Here is a 19108-nt window from a genome sequence, read left to right on the forward strand (position 1 = left end):
TTTGGGTTGTTTGCTTCTATATATTGAGATGATGCGTTAACAGGAGAGTGCGTATGCGTAAACGGATAAGAGAGCTTTGGAGTTCCTTCAGCTACTGGTGGGGGCGCAGATCGCTGCAGAGCAGGCTGGTGGCCGCCTATATTTTCATTATCCTCGGCCCGAGTCTGCTTGTCTCCGTGTTTTCTTTTAGAACCATTAACAATACCTATGTCCGTGACGCCGTGGATAAAAACAATTACCTGCTGCAGATGGAGAAGCTTCACATCGTCAATCAGATTGAAGTGATGGAGCGGGCGGCACAGATTGCTTATTCCGATTCGGCTGTAAGGAGCTATCTCTCAAATGAGAGCGCTCTTACGTTAGGGGAGCTTGTTGATTTTAATAACACAACGTTTGTCAATTTAAGCCGAATCCAGTTGAATAACCCGGGCATTGAGCATCTGCGCCTGTACTCAAACAACGAGAGTATGTATGAGATCTGGCCAATTATTTTACGTGAAGACCGGGTGTATGAGGAGCCGTGGTATCAGGAAGCGCTGAAGCTTGAAGAAAGGGAATTGTGGGTGTTTCAGAGCAATGACCCCGACGTCATGCAGCGTTACACCAATTTAATGACAGAGGGACAGCCCAAGGTCTCCCTGCTGCGGGCAATCAGCATTCCGGCCGGCCATCATGTCGGGATGATCCAGGTGGATATGATGCTGAACAATTTTACACCAAAGACCTATACAGATGTGCGCGATAACCAGTCCCAGATGTTCATTGCGGATTCCGGAATGCGGCTGTTTACACGCAGTGACAACTCTTTTACAGAAAACTATACACAGCTGGAGCAGGCCATCACCGAGCGGCTGAAGCATTACGGGGAGACCGGGGAATGGGACATTCATTATAAAGAGAACGGCAGCTCGTTCATGCTGATTCATACTCCGCTTGAGCGGATCGGCGCTTCGCTGATCAATGTGGTATCCATGGAAGATGTAATGAAGCATATCTCCCAGACCCGCAATCTGCTGATCGGCGCCAACATCGGGTTTATTTTTCTGGTTACGCTGATCGCCTATGTCATGAATGCCTTCATTCTCAAAAAGCTGCGGCTGCTGACCGAAACGATGAAAAAGGTGCGCAAAGGCGAGACCTATACGGGGCTTGCCATCCGCGGAGGCGGAGAGGTCGGGGAGCTGGCGCATCACTTCAACAAGCTGATGAACACGATTAATACGCTGGTGGCCCAGGCCGTGCATAAACAGGCGCTCACGAAGGAGGCCGAGCTGCGCACGCTGCATAATCAGATTGACGCACACTTTCTCTACAATACGCTGGAAAATATTAAAATGCTGGCGGAGATAGAGGATCAGCGGATGATCTCCGATGCCTTGACCTGGCTGGGCGGCATGATGCGCTATAACTTTAAATGGACAGGCGAATATGTGAAGCTGCGCGATGAAATCCGCCATATTCAGAATTATATTGAGATTATGAATATCCGGTTTGAACACCCCATCCATCTGGAGTTGAATATAGATCAGGTTTATATGGAAGTCGAAGTGCTGAAAATGTCGCTGCAGCCGATTGTGGAGAACAGTGTGAAGCATGCCTGGAATACCGGCGGGGATGAGCCGGAAGGCCGCAGCATACGTATTGATGTGACCGAATCGCAGGGGGAGCTCTATATCCTGATTGGCGACAACGGCTGCGGGCTTACGCCGGAGCGGCTGGCCGCTCTTCATGAGAACATTTACGCCAAAGAAGAGCAGAGCACAGAGTTTTCGGGTAAGGGAACTGCAGGCTACAAGGCCGGAGGCATCGGCCTAAGGAATGTACATCAGCGGCTGCAGCTGTTCTACGGCGAGGCTTACGGGCTGGAGCTGCAAAGTGAGCCGGGGCGGTGGACTACGGTATTCATGACGCTGCCTAAAGTACTTTTGACGGGGGATAAGAGATGATGAAGAAACTGCTGATCGTAGATGACGAGAAAATGATCCGCCAGGGCCTTAAGGCAATGATTGAACGGGAATATCCGGCGGTTTATACGATTGGGCTGGCAGGTAACGGCCAGGAGGCGCTGGAGCTGTTCCGGCGGGAGCCGGCTGACATCATTATTACCGATATCCGTATGCCCGTGATGGACGGTATCACGCTGCTGGAGCATTTATCGGAGGAAGTACTGCCGGACCGGCGTCCGGCCGTGATTATCCTGAGCGGCCATGATGATTTTGAATATGCCAAAAGCGCGATCCGCCACCGGGTGAAGGACTACCTGCTGAAGCCGATCCGCCGTGAGGAGCTGTTCGGTACCCTTGAGCAGATTCAGCAGGAACGAAAAGCGCAGGAAAGCGGTGCAACCCGGCAGGCGCTGGAAACCGAGAACTACCGCAGGGAGCTGCGCATCGCCCGCCTCCAGCGCCTGCTGCAGCAGCAGGATGTGCAGCCCGCCCCTGAGCAGCTGGAGGAGCTGGGGAGGCTGCAGCTTCCGTATATGGTAGGCGTTATAAATTATTACTACAGCGATGGCACGCGGATGAACTCGGGTGAGGTGCAGGGGCTGCTGGAACGGCTGACGGGGCCGCTGGAGCAGCAGTTCAGCGAGATTCTGACCGACTGGGAAGGAAAGCTGATCCTTGCCGGCGGGAGGGCTGAAGCGTTCCTGAATCTGTACAGCATCGCGGAAACGAAGGAGATTAAAGGGCTGCTGATGGGGGTAAGCGAGACAACGGGCAACCCGGAGGATTTTCAGAAATGCTATAAACAGGCCTGCCGTGCACTGCAGTATACTTTTCTGACTCCTCAGTCCGGTTTTATGGATTACGGGAGTATCCGTGCTGACCGGCTTAGCTTTCCCCTGCCGGAGGAGGAGCTGCGCAAGCTGCTGAATATGCTGGGGACCGAACGGGAAAAGGAGATTAAGAACCTGATCGGGAATATTTTTCAGACGGAGCATTTGCAGCATCTGGATCTGGCTTACGTGGAGAATGTGGCCCGCAGTATCAACGAACGTGTGCTGGATGAGGTATTCCGGGTGCATGGGGAGGCTTCCGTTGAGGTGCTGAAGCTGTACCGTACAGTGGGCAATCTGTATAATTACCGCCATTTTCATGATTATTACCGCGCGCTGGAGCATTTGCTGCTCAGTGTAAACGATTATATTATAGGAGTACGTTCCGCACATACCGAGCATGCCGACATGGAAGCGGCACTCTCTTATATTGAGGAGCATTATGCGCGTCCGCTGAATATGGCGATGGTCAGCAACCATGTATCGCTCAGCTATTCTTATTTCAGTGAGGCGTTTAAGGCCTACACAGGCGAGAGCTTTGTCATCTATCTCAAAAAAGTGCGTATCCGCCATGCCAAAGAGCTGCTGGCAGGCAGCCGGATGATGAAGCTGTCGGGAGTGTCGGAGGCGGTCGGATTTGAGAACAGCAAGCAGTTTACCCGTGTATTCAAGGAGCTGGAGGGCATCTCCCCCGGAGAATACCGGATCAAGCTGCTGGGCGCAGGCAGTATCCGCCCGGAGGATAAGGAGCTTTATTAAGAAATGCAGGCTTGGAGGTACGGAAGTGGAAGAGATACAAGGCAATCTGATTACAGTAGAGTCGCTTGCGGCTGATTTCCGCAGGTTGGGTGTACGGGAGGGCATGACCCTGCTGCTGCATTCGTCTTTTAAGTCACTGGGCCAGTGGGTAGCCGGCGGTCCGGTGGCCGTTATTCTTGCTCTGGAGGAGGTGCTCGGGACGGAGGGGACACTCGTCATGCCGTCGCAGTCCTCCGATCAGACCGATCCCGCAGGCTGGAGCAGGCCGCCCGTGCCGGAAGCGTGGTGGCAGACAATCCGCGAGCAGATGCCGGCCTATGATCCTGACCTGACCCCGCTACGGGGTATGGGCGTTATCGCAGATACGTTCCGCAAGCAGCGTGGGGTTAAGCGGAGCAGCCATCCGGTGGATTCCTTTGTGGCCTGGGGGAAGCACAGGGACTTCATTATTGACGGGCACGCGCTGGAATTCGCCTTCGGCGAGCAGTCTCCGCTCGCCCGGATTTACGATCTGAACGGGAGCGTATTGCTGCTAGGTGTAGACAGCCTGAATAACACCTCCCTGCATTTGTCGGAATACCGGGCAGAGTATCCCGGTAAGCAGGAGGTGACCCCCGGTACGCCTATGCTGGTAGACGGGACCCGGCAGTGGGTACAGTTCAGGGACCTGAACTGGGAGTCAGAGGATTTCAAGGCGCTTGGGGAGGATTTCGGCCGGGAGACGGGCCTGATCCGGCACGGGCTTGTGGCGGCATCGGCCGCCCAGCTGATGCCGCAGCGGGAACTGGTGGATTACGGCGTGAAGTGGCTGGAGCAGAACCGGAAGTAGGCGGGCAGGGTGCCGGTGACCGGAGGGACTCGTTAGGTGGGACTCGGGATAAGTGATCAGGTAGCAGCATTTAGAGAGAGTACTAAACTCAGGGCAGATTCAAGGAGGAGTTACCTATGGGAACAACAACAATCTATTTAACCCGGCATGGCCAGACGGAATGGAATGTGCAGCAGCGGATGCAGGGGCATCAGGACTCGCCGCTTACTCCGCTTGGGGTACAGCAGGCCGGGTGGCTTGGCAAGGGGCTGCAGGAGGTGCACCTGGATGCAGTGTATGCCAGCTCCAGCCCTCGGACGCTGCAGACTGCAGAGATTATTCTGGGAGCACGCAAGATTCCCGTAACCGCCTGCGACGAGTTCAAGGAGCTATGTATGGGAGGCTGGGAAGGCTGCGAATCCCCGGCAATCAAGCTGGCTGAACCGGAGCAGTTCCGGTATTTCTGGGAAGACCCGGAGAAATTCGGCGTGGAGGGCAGTGAGACCTTCGCCCAGGTGCAGGAGCGGGCGCTGAACAAGCTGCAGGAGATTGTGAGTACCCATGAGGGACAGACGGTGCTTATTGTGACGCACACAGTTGTAATCAAAGTGCTGATGGCGTACTTTGAAGCACGGCCGATGAACAAGCTGTGGGATCTGCCTTATATTCATCCAACCTGCCTGTGCCGGATCGACATCAAGGATGGTGTGCCGGAGATCGTGCTGCATGGGGACATCAGTCATTATGAGTCGGCTGATGCTGTTATGGAATCGTAGAGATGCAGGCTGTAACCCCGAATCTATTTGTTGGATACTCGGTGTCTCATTCGCCCTCTATGCACTATAACCGGGTCTTCAACAATTAGTTGGATAATCGCTACTTAATTTTAATATTTTTACCGATTGGTAGTGATTAGTTGGAAAAGCGACACTTATTTCGGTCACATTCGCGTCTTGAGTACGATAAACGCAGAGTTAAGTGACATTTTTCCAATTAGCAGCTCCGTTCCGGGGAGATTGCTCCTGAATAGATGGCGAAAATCCACTTAGTTCGATCAACAAGCCCCTTGGCGGGCAATTCCAATGAGGCTGGTTAGCTCTAGAATACTTGCATAGCTGTAAAAACAGGCAGTGCCCGTAAACGGCACTGCCTGTTTGCGCTCTCTATTTGGCAGGCTGCACCTGGCTTGGCGCCGGAACACCCAGCCGGGCTCCAGCCGCAAGCTGTGTCAGGTCACCATTCAGTGCCTTCAGGCCGGGGAGCAGTGCTGCGATCCCGGCACACATCACCGGCAGCAGCCCGGCTGCAACGAACAGCGCCGGAACCCCGTAAAATTCGGCGGCCGCTCCGCCGGCAAAAGCGCCAAGCGGCTGCAATCCGCCGCCGATCAGGAAGCGGATGGAATTCACCCGGCCCTGGTGGCTTGCCGGGACCAGCTGCCCGTGAAGAGCGGAGCTCAGGGAGCCGAAGAACGGGCCGAAGACGCCAGCCGTGAATGCCGCGGCCAGGGCGAACGGATAGCTTGGAATGAGCCCCCATAAAGCGGTGACCAGCCCGATTCCGATCAGGCTGCCGAGCATGAAAGGCCGTCTGCGTCTGATCTCTCCGATCAGCGAGACGATACTGATTCCGCTCAGGTAGCCAAGCGCCGATGCCGTAGTCAGGGAGCCCAGCGCAGCCGCATCACGGTGCAGCACTTCACGGACATAGGGGACCATCATAGTCCAGACGGCAACCGAGCTGAGATTGCTGACGGAGACCAGGACCATAATAGTCAGCATGGCCGGGAACTTCCTGTAGAAGCTGAACCCCTCGGCGATTTCCCCCAGGTATTCCTGAAGGGAGAAGCGGCCGGCTGCTTCCCGGGGTTTTGCCAGCTTCGGCAGGCTGAACAGAGTGGCAATTGCGGCTGAATAGCACAGCGCATTGATGCCCAGAGCCGGCAGTGCTCCGCTGGATGCGGTCAGCACGCCGGCCAGCGCCGGCCCGAGCAGGGCGGCAGCGCCCTTGCAGCCTTCGATGACGGCGAAGGCCCGCATCAGCTTGCGGTCGCCGGCTACGCCGGGCACGACGGCGGTTGCCGTCGGCAGGAACAGCGCAGAGCAGGCACCGCTGAGCATGGCTGCGGCGAAGAGATGCCAGAGCTGCAGCTGGCCGATAAGGCCCATGCCTAGCGGCAGGAGGATGGCCAGCAGCCGGAGCGATCCGAGGCAGGCCATCAGGCGCACACGGTTCAGCCGGTCGGAGAGCGGCGAGCCCAGCAGGCGGATGAGGAGCTCCGGAATACCGGAGGCGAGCACAAGCGCACCCATGGCCAGCTTGGAGCCGGTCAGCTCATAGACCAGCCATTCCATCGCCAGGAGCCCGAAGGTATCGCCGAAGGTGCTCAAGGATATGGTCGCCAAAAGTCCGTAATAACTGTTTCTTTGTTTGAACACACATAACCCCGTCCTTTATTAATCCGGATTAGCTCTCCAGATAAGATCCGATTTGCTGCGGCAGATTCCGAAGCGCCTCCAGCCGCAGGCTGTAGGAGGCCGTTTTGCCGCTGCTGTGGACGATGACCAGCCCGGCGGCGCGCAGGGCGATCAGATGGTAATGGATCGTGCTTTTGGACAGGCCCACCTGCTTGACGATTTCAGTGAAGCTCAGCTGCCGGCCGGTAAGCAGACGGAGAATGTACAGCCGTGTTTCATCGGACAGAGCCCGGGTAAGCCGCAGCAGCGCCGCAGCCGGACGTCCCTCCTCCGGAGGAAGCACATCACAGGAGTAGCTGGTGAACACAAACTCATCATAAAAAGCTGTGGTAACGAGCGGCCGGGGGTGATACTGGGGAATAAGAATGACCTGCTTCAGCTGCTCTGCCGGATACAGGCGCATGCCGGCAGTTGCCTGTTCATAAACCTCCATGTCATTCCCGCCGCCAAGCGTCTTTCTCCGGCTGTCTGCTTCGCTCTGCAGTCCCGCAAGAATCTGCGGATCAATACCGCTGAAATAGCCGGCATCCCATACGCGCAGCATCTCCGCCGCACTGCTGCGCAGTTCGGAAAGATTGGCAGGGACGGACTGGCCGAAACGTCCGGAAATCTCAAATAGCTCCCCTGTAGTCAGATCCTCGAACCAGCTTAGGAATCCGTGGACCGTCCGCTCAACCGGACAGCTCCAGATATAGGGATTCAAATTGAAATCCTCTGCCCGGCTGATAACCTCCCGCATCTTCTGAAGCTGCACCGGAGCGAACCGGTCCTGCACTTCACGGACCCACAGCTTACCGGCGTCCATGGCATTATGATTCTGTTTGTAAAGAAATGCGTTAAGGCTGGCGATACATTCATACATAGGTGCAAAATCAACTTCAACACTGTAGCTCATGGAGTGTTTCCTCATTTCAAGAGAAGAATTTCTGGTTTGGTTAAATGAGTTCTATAAATATAGAACAACCAATTTGTTTTAGTATAAGCGAACCATTTGGATCTTTCAAGTAATAATAATGCACTTGCCCGAAGCAGGCCTTATAGCCAGCTTTTAATACATGTCACAAAACGCATTCTTTTTCAGTTATATAGGCAAAGAGAGGGGAGGAGCTTATGAAGGAGCCGGCACATACCGGGAGAAAGGCATGGGAAGACGGTGAGCTTGCATTGATCGTAGAGCAGGTACAGCAGGGTCATGTGCAGGCCTACAGCACGATTATTGAGCACTTTCAGCGTCCGATTTACTTATACTGCTACTACCTGCTGGAAAGCCGGGAAGAGGCAGAGGATGCAGCGCAGGACATTTTTCTTAAAGCACTGGAGCATATCGGCGGCTTCAGGCAGACGGTATCCTTTTCCGCATGGCTGTACAGAATTGCAAGGAATCATTGTACAGACCTGCTTAAAAAGCGGAGCAAGGGCTTCAGGCTGTTCGCCATGTACAGGCGGCAGCAGGCCGAGGCTGAGGCGGAGGGAAGCGGGCCTGTGCTTACAGACAAGGTTCATGAGCTGCTGGCCCGGCTGAATCCTGAGGAACGGCAGATTCTGCTGCTGCGGGCGCTTGAGCAGTACAATTTTGAACAGATAGCGGTTATTGTAGGCATGAATCCGGCCAGAGTCCGCAAGAAATATGAGCGTCTGCGGGACAAGCTGGGCCGGCAAAAAACAAAGGGGGAGATCAGGCTTGGTGAACCGCACGGCGATAGAGGATAAGGAATTGGGGCGGCTTGAACAGATGATCCGGGACACTCCTGCGGAGATTGATCTGACCCGGAGGGTTATGGACCGGTATGACCAGAAGCGCAGGCAGGTGAGCCGGGAGGCAGCGTCAGGGCGGCGGGGATGGCGCAAGCCAGCTGCAGCGGTGGCGGCGGCTGTGCTTGTCATGACTGCAGCAGCAGGGGCCGGCCTGATTTCACCGGCGGCGGCTGAAGCGCTGAAGCAGATCCCCGGAATGGCGCGGGTATTCCAGCTGGCAGGCGACCTCGGGCTGCGGGCCGCTGATGAGCAGGGCTTGTACAGCGATCCGGGAGTAAGCGATACACAGGGCGGGGTGAGCGTGGCGGCGACGGCGGTAGCTTTTGACGGAATACGGGTATCCGTCGGGCTTGAGCGCACAGCACCGGCTTCAGAAGCAAGGGGGCAGAATGGGTCTTTGCAGGAAGCCATGACTGACGTTGAACTGTCCATTAACGGGCAGCCGCTCAATGATTACGCTCCGTATGGCAGCAGCATCGGACCGTTTCTTTTCCCGGTACCGGACAGTGATAAGCTGGTGCTGGAATTCTCGGACCTGCGAAATCAAGGCGGGCAGGCGTTTCCGGAGCAGTTCGAGCTGGGCTTGCAGTTTAGAGTGACGGGGATAGAAGAGCCATTCCTGCTCGATATTCCGGTGGAGCTGAATACAAGGGACAATCTGGTGCTGGCGCCTTCCGCGGTCCGGCATTCCGGGAATGTTGTGATGCAGGTGGACAAGGTTGAGCTGACACCGGTGACAACCAATATTACAACCCGCCTGGAGCTGGACGGCATGACGATATCCGAAATGCACAGCAGCGGCGGCAGTATCGGATACGATCTGTTTGATGACCAGGGGAACAAAATCCAGATGCTGTCGGGAAACGGGACGAGCGCTACGGACGGCAATGTACTAATTGAGGACTCAAGGTTCGCACCACTGGCGTCCATACCGCAGTCAATAACCATAAAACCGTATCATTTTGTATACAAAGTGAACAGTACCAGTGAATTTCAGCTCGATGCCGGGGGGAATGTGCAGGTCGAGTATATTCCTGAATTAGAAGTAACTGTGCCGGTAGCGGCGGCTGAATAATACTTTGGTGTCAAAAAAAAGAGGCGGCTCCTGCCGGATGCTATTCACATCCGGGGGAACCGCCTCTTTAAATGTAGTTACGCAGCTTTTAGTTGATAAAGCCAAGCGCCAGCAGGGTCTTCTCCAGCATCGTAGCAGCTTCCGCGCGGGTAGCTGATTTCTGCGGAGCGAACGAGCCGTCCGGCAGTCCCTGGATAATGCCCTCAGCAGCAATTTCGGCTACTGCCGTCTGAGACCAGGCAGGAAGGGAAGCGGCGTCGCTGAATTTAGCCAGCGCCGCAGGGTCACTGTTCACTGACTTGCCGGTGTATTTCATGGCTTTGGACAGAATCGCAGCCATCTCCTGACGGGTGATCGGGCTATTCGGCTTGAAGCTGCCGTCTGTATAGCCGGTAATCAGTCCTGCAGCAGCTGCTGTGTGCACAGCATCGGCATACCAGGCACCTGCGTTGACATCACTGAAGTTGGTACCGCTGCTTGCTGTTGCCAGACCGAGCGAGCGGGTAATCAGGGCAGCGAATTCTGCACGGGTCACCGATTGTGAAGGTGAGAAAGCCGTATCGCTTGTTCCGGTGATAATCAGCTTGGATGCGAGGAGATCAATAGCCGATTTGGCCCAATGGCTGGTGATATCTCCGAATGTCTTGCTGGACTGGACAACGGTGTAATAGCTGTTGCTGTTCCGTTTGATCGTAACTGTGGTAGTTCCGTCAGCCTGGGTAGTGAATACGGAAGGCACGAACGAAAGCTTACCGGTTGCCGGATCAAAGGAGACAGCAGTCGCATTGTCCGGATTCAATGATTGTGTTGCCTTGATAGTACGGCTTACGTAGGTGCTGCCGAAGCTGTTCAGCGGCACGCTGTTATTGCCGGCCTGAGCAGAAATGGTGAACTCAATTACCGGTGCTGCCAGCGTAACCGATCCTGCTTGTGCAGCAACAGCCTGATTCACACTGCTCAGCGTAGCTGTGTCGGCCGGCAGAATGGATACAGTGATCGTAAAGTTACTCGTACCAAGCTGTGCGGCAAGTGCTGTTCCATTCACAAGACTGAGCGGAAGCGAATAAGAGGTTCCGTCTGTCGTACTGAAGGTAAGCACTGACGCCGGTTTGGCTGCAGCCTGCTGGATCAGCACGCTGGCCGGAAGTACAGCCTGGGCTCCGCCTGTTGTAGAAGTCAGCGGGATAACCAGCTCATTGCTGCCTGCAGGCAGTGCAGCGAACTGGGCTGTCAGCGTCTCGGCAGTAATGGTTGTCACCTGCGGTGCAGCCGTTGGTGCTGGTGTAGCTGTTGCTGTCGCAGTAGGTGACGGTGTTGCCACTGGTCCGCCGCCATTTGAAGGATTGCCCGGATTTGTTGTAGGTGTAGGCGTAGGCGTAGGCGTAGGCGTTGCACCCTTCAAATCCTTGATGCGTCCTTCCGTAGCATTGTTTACTGTTCCAACCTGTGCCAGATAATCTGTAAAGACTTCATAGTCCGGCAGATACAGCTCGTAGTAACGTCCGTCTGCCTTAGCAGCTGCCAGGGAACGGTAGAAGTCACCGCCGCCTGCCATGAAGGAGTTGGTGGACAGGATGTAGTAAGCTTTAGGATCAATGGCAGTGTAGCTGCCGTCGGCCTGCTTGATCTCTACAGAGACGATACGTTCACCGGCCTGTTCAACAACATTGGTTGTAGCATTGATGATTTCCGGCTTCTTGGTGGAATCGTAGCTGTAGCGCATGCCTGAGACTTGTGCGAAGCGGCCTTGATCACTTTCCAGTCCGCTGACGCCGTTCTCCAGGGCAGCAATGATTTCCTGGCCGGTTACCTTCAGGGCAACCAGGCTGTTGGAGAATGGCATTACCGTCAGTACTTCACCAAGGGTGATGTCGCCTTGATCAATCCCGGCGCGGATACCGCCGCCGTTCTGAATGGCTACGTAGCCTTTGATAGTGGACTGCTCAGCATCAGGAATCAGCTTGCTTACCAGCTCTTTGGCTTTTACGTTGATACCGTCAGCAATCAGGTTGCCGAGGTTGGTCTCTTCACTCCGGACAACCCGGGTCAGCTTGCCGTTGATCATCCGGTCGTAAACGAGCGGAACGTCGGTTTTGCCGACTACAGTCTGACGGATCGCCGCCAGCTCAGCGTCGTATTTCACGAGCATGGCTTTGGCGGTTGCATCTTCCGCATATTTTGTCGTGTCGATCAGCTTGCCGTTGTACGTTGTGATAACGCCCTCGTCGTCGAAGTTCACATCGAGCTCGCCGAGGTATGTGCCGTATTCACCGGTCTGTACGATCAGGGTCGGCTCAGTGTCTTTGTTGAAGATAACCGGAGCGTCCAGCTTGGTGTGAGTGTGTCCGCCGACGATAACGTCGATGCCCGGAACCTCAACAGCCAGCTTCTGATCCACATTGTAGCCCAGGTGGGATACAGCAATGATTTTGTTAATGCCCAGTGCCTGCAGAGCTTTGACTGTGTTCTCGGCGCTGGTCTTGTAATCCTTGAAGGCGATGTTGTCGCCCGGTGAGGACAGGCCTACAGTATCTTCAGTGGTGAGGCCGAAGATCCCGATTTTTTCACCATAAACTTCTTTAATAACGGATGGATAGATGTGGCCGTTCTCTACCGGAGTAGCAGAATCTGAACCGCCAACCTTGTTAACGAAAATATCCTTCAGCTCATTGTTTTTGGTAATGAAATCAATATTGGAGCTGATGAACGGGAATTCTGCCTCATTGATGAAGGCTCTGAGCGTCGGCAGACCCTTATCAAACTCATGGTTCCCGAAGGTCATGGCATCGTAACCGATGTAATTCATGAACTCCAGATCAGCCAGCCCTTCAAACTTGGTGAAGTACAGCGTGCCGGAGAATACATCCCCTGCATCGAGCAGGATGGAGTTGCCGGTACGTTCCTGCTTGATCGCCGTCATCCGTTTAACGACGGTTTCCAGATGGCTGTGCGTGTCGTTCGTGTGCAGGACTCTCAGAGAGAAGTCTGCATTCAGGTCGACCTGGGCCAGAACCGGATCATGGTCGGACACTCTTCCGCGGTCTGCGGGGAAGTCTGCATTCAGGTGGACAACATCAACCTCAGCGGAGGCTGTCAGGTTTTTGCTTACCAAAATATGATCAAGCACCTGTGAGTTGCCATCGTACGTGTAAGTGTAGCGTTCGTTCAGCGGCAGCTTGTCAATCAGGTTATCGAGCTCGGTGCCTTTTAGAATAGTTGCCGTCTGAGTGAACTGGAAATCGTTAAGGTCACCAAGCGCGACGATGTTCGCGGACGGGTTGGCTGTCAGAACTTCTTTGACAAACCCGTTCACTACTGCAGCAATATTATGGCGCTGTGTTTCACTCGAAAGCACAGGCGGCTGCACATTGCCGAATGGACCATTATCGCCCGATTTGGAGTTAAAATGATTGGCGATCACAATAACCTTTTCACCGTTGAATTCAAACTGGGCCGCAAGCGGTTTGCGCGAGCTGGCAAAAGCTTTGTTAGTAGGGTCGATTCTGCCTGGATTGTAGCTCAGCTTATCAGCGGCTGCATCGTAGCCGACAGCCTGGGTTGCAGAGCCCTTTTGACCATTGATGCTGTCAGACAGCTTGACTCTTGCTGCATTGTAAAGGAAGCCGACACGGATATTTCCGCCCGGTGCCCCGCCGTCTTCATTATTAACCGGAGCGATATCAACATAAGTGTAGAGGGGGCCTCCGGCAGCCTGAATCGCCTGAATCAGCTCGGCCGCACTGGCTTCCACATTACCGTTATTGCCTTCACCGTCGCTGTCCTGCATTTCAACAACGCCGATGATATCCGGTTTTTTCATATTTGTCGTGATGGATTCAGCGAGCTTCTGAATCTTTGCTGCTCCTACGCCCGGATAGTAGTTCTCGATGTTGTAGGAAGCAATCAGCAATTTCTCGTTATCTACAGTGATAGTGGAGGTTTCCTGCTTGAATGTGCTAGGTGTAATGCCTGGCAGGCTTCCATTGTCTGGGATAACCTTGTAATTGCCGTTGTTATAGCCGATAACACCTGTAACATTACCGTTAAACTTGTCACCTGTACCTACTTGCTGTCCGGGATCGCCGTAAGCGATCAGGAGGCGCTGGGGATTAAGGTTATCTGATCCCTTCAGGACAAGTCCTCCGGCAGGTGTAATTACGTCCTGTGTTGTATTTTCTACTCTTACAGGAATGTTGTAAACCATTGAATTACCGCCGCCGCTTGTCCAGTAAGGACTGATAATGGTCGGGGTCGGCAGGGTAACCCGCATGCCTTCAAGGGATTCGTAGAAATCCGCAGCATCCTCAGAAGGCTGGAACACGGTCAGGCCGTCATTGTCGATGATGGAGTCCGGAATAACCCGTCCGCCTTTACCCAGCACTACTGCTGCAGGCAGCTCAACATCCTTTGCAATCGTCTTAATCGAGCTGAGTGTGATCTGGGTGGAAGTCAGGTTGCTGCTGCTTCCTTCATTGTACTCGGAGACAAGACCCGTAACCGCCACATGATCCCCGATAGCAGGTTTCAAGCTGGCATTGGTGCTGTATACGTAAATCCCTTCCGAGGTGTTGATGTTATTGTCAGGCTTAGGATCCTGGATGAAAAAGCCTTTATAACTGCCATTTGCAAATGTATATCCCAGCTCTGTAACGATACCTTCTACATCCGTCACCGTTTGACCGGCAAAGCTGGAGGTATGGGATTCGCCCTGAATATCATGGATACGCGGTTGTTCGGTAGCTTTGTATTCAAAGGTATATACTTTGCTGGTCTGGCCGCTAAGTACTGCAACAGCTTTGATTACAGTGTCTTTGTCGACAGTAACTGGTGCTGTATACAGCGGGCTTGCTGCTGTCGGTGTAGTGCCGTCAATTGTGTAGTGCACTGTTGCACCTTCAGTAGGGCTGGAGAGCGTAACCTGTCCGCCGATGATAATCGGACCCGCACCCGGGCTGGCTATTACGGAGAACAGCTCCTCTACCAGACTTTCTGCACCCAGTGGAATGAACTGATAAGTCGAGTTGAATTGCTCGATTACACCTGTAATCTGGTCAAAATGTTTACCTGCCGCCAACTGGGAAAGGCCGGAGTAGATAGTGAATGTCTGATTGCCCTGGCTGGCAATGACAGTACTTCCGTCTTTACTGTTGATGGTTACATCCTTGAGCGTAACAAGCTGTGCTTCAAAAGCTTCGCCGTTAGCGGATGAAAGATCTGCAGCGGTGATCAGCTTGGGCGCCGGAACGCCTGCGTTCTCGGCAGTCACCTTGTAAGTAAGGCCGGTAACTGTCTTAAGCTCCTGCAGGTTACTATAGATATCCATTGCGCCTTGAACCTCTACACGGTCACCAACCTGTGCAAAAGCCGGGAACCCGTAGAGCACAATTGCTGCTGTGTTATCCTGAATGTACGTTTTCGCACCGTCGATGCGGGTTACAACGCCTTCAGTCCATACATTGTCGCCTTTATCCGCAGGTCTTACAGCGGAGATATTCTGTTTTGTCAGGATAGAATAGTCAAAAGTCGAAACCGTGCTGTACACGTTATCCGCGACAGAGGCATACGCCTTAATTGTCGTCGGCGCGTTCAGCTGGATAGGTCCGCTGTACGGCGTGTATGCGGCTGAAGCGCCGTCTATGTAAACTGCAGCATAGACTGTTGCGCCTACTGTAGCTGTGTTAAGGGTGATCGCTGTGCCTTGCGGCCAGGCATTGGATGCTGGTGCAGCGGTTACAGCCTCAACAGCCTGTTTGATACCGTAGCTGCTGTTGCGTGGGTCCGGGGTTTGGACTACGAAGTCGTTAGCGTTGTTGTCCGTGTCCAGACCGCGGCTGTCAGCCGGAGCGCCTGCAGCAGTCTGGCGGATAGCTGCAAGTACTGCGCTAGTCGGTTCGGTAGGACCGCTGCCCTCATATGCAGTAGCTGCACCAAAACCTACCATATCAACGCTTACACCTGCGCTGTTAACGAGGTCAACTTTACCACCGGCAGCGCCCAGGCCTAAAGAGCCTGTTGCATCCGGAGTGGGGAGTTCCTTGGTACCGCCGGTTCCTGCTGCCTGTTGGATCAGGAAGTAACCATTAGCGGGAATTGTTCCCTTCAAGTCGGTGATGTTCTTCGTTGTAGCAAGATCACCGCTCGCGCCGGCACTGGCATAACGTACCTTCCAGCCGTCTAGGCTCACCGCCTTGTCAGTAGGATTATATAATTCAATAAAGTCATTCTTGAGTTCAGCGCCGCTGTTGCCTCCGCCGCCATAAACCTGTGAGATTACAATATTACTGTTATCTGTTGCTGCCTGTGCAACTTGTCCGGCAGGGACTACGATGCCAATCAGCATCAGCATTGCCAGTCCTGCGGACAGCCATTTCTGCATCCTGTGAGAAATAACCATTATTCTAAACCCACTTCCTCTCAAACTATGATTTACAACCTAGTAAGTGTAACATCTGTTTGTAAAATGAAAGGTTGTCTCACATGAATATATATTAATTTTATGTTAAATAAAATTAAAAGGCAGAAAGTTTATATAGAATGCACAAAAAATTAGGGATATGTAGTGAAAAACTATGAACGATCAGGCTGTTTGCGATCTTAATATAAAATGAAGACTATGATTATGTAAAAGTAATGTTATGTTTATGTAATTCTTATGAAAAAGTTTCTGTTGAATTTGATGTTTTGAGTGTAAACGGCGGAACCTTATATCATTTAAAACCTTCTAAATCTTAGGTTCCGGGTGCTCAGGTGCCAGAGCGGATAGTTGTAGTATGTGCAGCTAAAAACAGCGGAAATGGGTCTTTGCATCACATAAGTGTATTTGGTGCAGCTAAAATAGCCCGGAACAGACAAACGGTTTTTTTTATCACTTTTTAAGTGTATAGAGTACAGTTAAAGGGAGAAATGAGCGGGAAACGATCGTTTTAATTGTACAAAGTGCAGCCATGTGGGCAAAAGGGGAGGAGGAGAAAGGGGGAAAACAGAAAGGCAGCAGAGCGGCGTCCTGTGAACGCTCTCTGCTGCCTTTTATTTGAACAACTGAAGGGTATCCTAGCGCTGGTGTGTAAGGCAGCCCATCACGCTGCCCTATGGCTGTTACACCTGCGGTGCTTCCAGCCGCTCCAGCCCGTTCATATATTTCCGCAGCGCTGCCGGTATATGGACCGATCCGTCCTCCTGCTGGTGGTTCTCCAGCAGCGGGATCAATATACGCGGTGTAGCTACGGCAGTGTTATTCAGCGTATGGCAGTATTGCAGGCGGCCGTGCTCATCGCGGTAGCGGATGTTCGAGCGCCGGGCCTGGAAGTCATGCAGATTCGAGGCCGAGTGGGTCTCGCCGAAGGCATCGCGGCTGGGCATCCAGGTCTCCACATCATATTGCTTATGTGTTTTCAGGGCCATATCGCCGCTGCACACTGCGACTACACGGTAGGGCAGCTCCAGCAGCTGCAGAATATGCTCGGCGTTGGCCAGAATCTCCTGCAGCATCTGCTCCGATTCATCCGGGTTATTGCGGCAGAATACAACCTGCTCAATCTTCGAGAACTGATGCACCCGGTACAGGCCGCGTACATCGCGTCCCGCCGAGCCGACCTCGCGGCGGAAGCAGGTTGACATGCCGGCCAGCCGTATGGGCTCGTCAAGCTCCACGGTCTCGTCGCTGTACAGCGAGACCAGCGAGACTTCCGAGGTGCCGGCCAGCCAGCGGTTTTCGCCGTTCAGCTCATAGGTCTGATCCCGGCCGCCGGGGAAAAATCCGGTCCGCTCCAGCGCCTCCGGACGGACAATAACCGGCACATCCATCGCCGTGAAGCCGCGCTGCGCCAGTACATCCAGTGCCAGCCGCTGCACGGCGAGATGGAGATCGAGCCCTGCGCCCTTCAGCACATAGCTGCGCGGGCCGCCGGCTTTGACGCCGCGCGGAATGTCGAGGATGCCGTGCAGTTCGCCCAGCTCGACATGATCGCGCGGGGCGAAGCCGAACTCCGGCAGCGTTCCGCAGCGGCGCAGCTCCACATTCTCGCTGTCGTCCTTGCCGATCGGCGTGTCGGCCGATACGGGGTTGGGGACGAGCAGCTGCAGTTCACCGCAGCGGCGCTCGGCCTCTTCCAGGTCCGCTTCCAGTGTTCCGAGCAGGCTATTAATTGCCCGCACCTGCTCCTTGATCTGCTCACCGGCAGCATGCTCGCCCCGGCGCAGCAGCTGTTCGGTCTCCTTGGTCAGCGTGTTGCGCTCCGCACGGTGCTGCTCGGTATCACGGCGCAGCACACGCCGCTTGTCGTCCCATTCCAGCAGTTCATCCAGCACGGGATCGACCCTTTTCCAAAGTGCCGTATTTCTCACAAGCTCTTGATTTTCCCTGATCCAGTTCATGTCCAGCATACCGCATTCGCTCCTTTTGTCTTAAAAAAATACAAAAAACGCCCTCATCCATGGGACGAGGAGCGTCAGCTCGCGGTGCCACCCAGGTTGACCGAACTTGCGGAAATACAGGCTTGCAGGAGGTTCGGTCCTCTTTGGTCTTCGCGGTAACGGGCGAAACCCGGTGAACTTAGGGAACAAGAAACTGCTCCGGTCGCAGACGCCTCACGGTTGGATGCCGGTCATTGGCAGGATTGCAATATAGGTTTGCCGCTCATTATATCCCAGAAAACAGGCACACGCAAGCAATGGGATGAAAAACGGGCTTTTTGAAATATACTTTGGCCGCAGGGCAGTAGGATAACGGCAAGCATGAGGATGACGGGATGGGCACATTTTGAGGTTTGACAATATTCCGTCCTTTTTGATAGGATTATTAATAATTTAAAGTATTTTAGACCGCGATGAGCGGCATATGTTCTTATAAACTATAGCAGAAGAGGTGCAGATGTGGCCAAAATAGTTGTTATCAACGGGACGCCGTCCCTGGTATCGCGGATTAACGCGGTCATTGAATATGCAGAGGCGGATCTGCGGGGGCGCGGTTTTGAAGTGGAACGGATTAATGTAGCCGAGCTTCCGGCAGAAGACCTGATCCATACCAAGTTCGAGAGTGAGGCTATTGTCAAAGCCAACGGGCTCGTAGCCGAAGCGGATGCCGTAATTGTTGTCAGTCCGGTATATAAGGCTTCTTACACAGGTGTACTCAAAACCTTCCTTGATCTGGTCCCGCAAAAAGGCCTGGCCGGCAAAATCGCACTTCCGCTCTTCATGGGCGGCAGCCTTGCGCATCTGCTGGCGATTGACTATGCGCTCAAGCCTGTACTGTCCGTATTGGGTGCCCGCCATATTCTGGGCGGCGTATACGCTGTTGATTCCCAGGCGGTGCGCAACGACCAGGGTGTCGTTGAGCTGGCCGACGAGCTCAAGCTGCGCCTGAACAGTGTGCTTGAGGAGCTGGCGGAAGAGACCGCGGCGAAGGCTGCGCGTAAAACGGTCTAGTTACGCAATCTATTGAAGCTGCTGAGATACAGCTG

11 protein-coding genes are annotated in these 19108 nt (G+C 54.0%); 7 read left to right on the plus strand and 4 right to left on the minus strand.

Annotated elements, in window-relative coordinates; translation table 11 throughout:
• The first annotated feature begins 53 nt into the window (after positions 1 to 53).
• The 4 genes from AC4G46_RS02055 (at position 54) to AC4G46_RS02070 (ending at position 5119) form a co-directional block, all read left to right on the plus strand.
• Positions 54 to 1946 (plus strand): cache domain-containing sensor histidine kinase, encoded by a 1893-nt coding sequence (locus AC4G46_RS02055; protein WP_491126466.1) that lies wholly within the window; start codon positions 54 to 56, stop codon positions 1944 to 1946.
• On the plus strand, positions 1943 to 3535 hold the full coding sequence (locus tag AC4G46_RS02060; RefSeq protein WP_491126467.1) for a response regulator: 1593 nt from the start codon (positions 1943 to 1945) through the stop codon (positions 3533 to 3535). The genes AC4G46_RS02055 and AC4G46_RS02060 overlap by 4 nt, the downstream gene beginning before the upstream one ends.
• 25 nt (positions 3536 to 3560) lie before the next feature.
• Positions 3561 to 4364, plus strand: a complete 804-nt coding sequence (locus AC4G46_RS02065; RefSeq protein WP_491126468.1) for an AAC(3) family N-acetyltransferase — start codon at positions 3561 to 3563, stop codon at positions 4362 to 4364.
• Positions 4365 to 4480: 116 nt separating this feature from the next.
• A complete protein-coding gene (locus AC4G46_RS02070; protein ID WP_491126469.1) occupies positions 4481 to 5119 on the plus strand; it encodes a histidine phosphatase family protein in 639 nt (212 codons plus the stop codon).
• Between the two features lie 387 nt (positions 5120 to 5506).
• On the opposite strand, the gene AC4G46_RS02075 is transcribed toward AC4G46_RS02070, so the two are convergent.
• Together AC4G46_RS02075 and AC4G46_RS02080 are read right to left on the minus strand one after the other, a co-directional pair.
• On the minus strand, positions 5507 to 6781 hold the full coding sequence (locus AC4G46_RS02075) for an MFS transporter (protein ID WP_491126470.1): 1275 nt from the start codon (positions 6779 to 6781) through the stop codon (positions 5507 to 5509).
• A 28-nt stretch (positions 6782 to 6809) separates the two neighbouring features.
• Entirely contained in the window at positions 6810 to 7715 is a 906-nt protein-coding gene (locus AC4G46_RS02080) for an ArsR/SmtB family transcription factor (protein WP_491126471.1), read from the minus strand.
• A gap of 215 nt (positions 7716 to 7930) precedes the next feature.
• On the opposite strand from AC4G46_RS02080, the gene AC4G46_RS02085 reads away from it, so the two are divergent.
• Together AC4G46_RS02085 and AC4G46_RS02090 are read left to right on the plus strand one after the other, a co-directional pair.
• Positions 7931 to 8530 (plus strand): RNA polymerase sigma factor, encoded by a 600-nt coding sequence (locus AC4G46_RS02085; RefSeq protein WP_491126472.1) that lies wholly within the window; start codon positions 7931 to 7933, stop codon positions 8528 to 8530.
• Positions 8505 to 9650, plus strand: coding sequence for a DUF4179 domain-containing protein (locus AC4G46_RS02090; RefSeq protein ID WP_491128769.1), 1146 nt, complete (start codon positions 8505 to 8507; stop codon positions 9648 to 9650). Before AC4G46_RS02085 ends, AC4G46_RS02090 begins: the two co-directional genes overlap by 26 nt.
• A gap of 88 nt (positions 9651 to 9738) precedes the next feature.
• Here AC4G46_RS02090 and AC4G46_RS02095 read toward each other — a convergent pair whose 3' ends face one another.
• Together AC4G46_RS02095 and serS are read right to left on the minus strand one after the other, a co-directional pair.
• Entirely contained in the window at positions 9739 to 16026 is a 6288-nt protein-coding gene (locus AC4G46_RS02095; protein WP_491126473.1) for an S-layer homology domain-containing protein, read from the minus strand.
• Between the two features lie 719 nt (positions 16027 to 16745).
• Positions 16746 to 18032: a serine--tRNA ligase gene (gene serS / locus AC4G46_RS02100; protein WP_491126474.1), complete on the minus strand. Its 1287-nt coding sequence runs from the start codon at positions 18030 to 18032 to the stop codon at positions 16746 to 16748.
• Between the two features lie 489 nt (positions 18033 to 18521).
• On the opposite strand from serS, the gene ssuE reads away from it, so the two are divergent.
• The gene (gene ssuE, locus AC4G46_RS02105; RefSeq protein ID WP_277471312.1) at positions 18522 to 19073 is read left to right on the plus strand and encodes an NADPH-dependent FMN reductase; all 552 of its coding nucleotides are present in this window, start codon (positions 18522 to 18524) and stop codon (positions 19071 to 19073) included.
• Positions 19074 to 19108 lie beyond the last annotated feature (35 nt).

The sequence above is a fragment of the Paenibacillus sp. fava2 genome (genome assembly GCF_058313675.1).

Bases quoted from the DNA above. Each gene is read 5' to 3' on its own strand.
- AC4G46_RS02070 (WP_491126469.1), top strand. From the start codon at position 4,481: ATGGGAACAACAACAATCTATTTAACCCGGCATGGCCAGACGGAATGG.
- AC4G46_RS02060 (WP_491126467.1), top strand. From the start codon at position 1,943: ATGATGAAGAAACTGCTGATCGTAGATGACGAGAAAATGATCCGCCAG.
- AC4G46_RS02055 (WP_491126466.1), top strand. From the start codon at position 54: ATGCGTAAACGGATAAGAGAGCTTTGGAGTTCCTTCAGCTACTGGTGG.
- serS (WP_491126474.1), bottom strand. From the start codon at position 18,032: ATGCTGGACATGAACTGGATCAGGGAAAATCAAGAGCTTGTGAGAAAT.
- AC4G46_RS02080 (WP_491126471.1), bottom strand. From the start codon at position 7,715: ATGAGCTACAGTGTTGAAGTTGATTTTGCACCTATGTATGAATGTATC.
- AC4G46_RS02095 (WP_491126473.1), bottom strand. From the start codon at position 16,026: ATGCAGAAATGGCTGTCCGCAGGACTGGCAATGCTGATGCTGATTGGC.
- AC4G46_RS02085 (WP_491126472.1), top strand. From the start codon at position 7,931: ATGAAGGAGCCGGCACATACCGGGAGAAAGGCATGGGAAGACGGTGAG.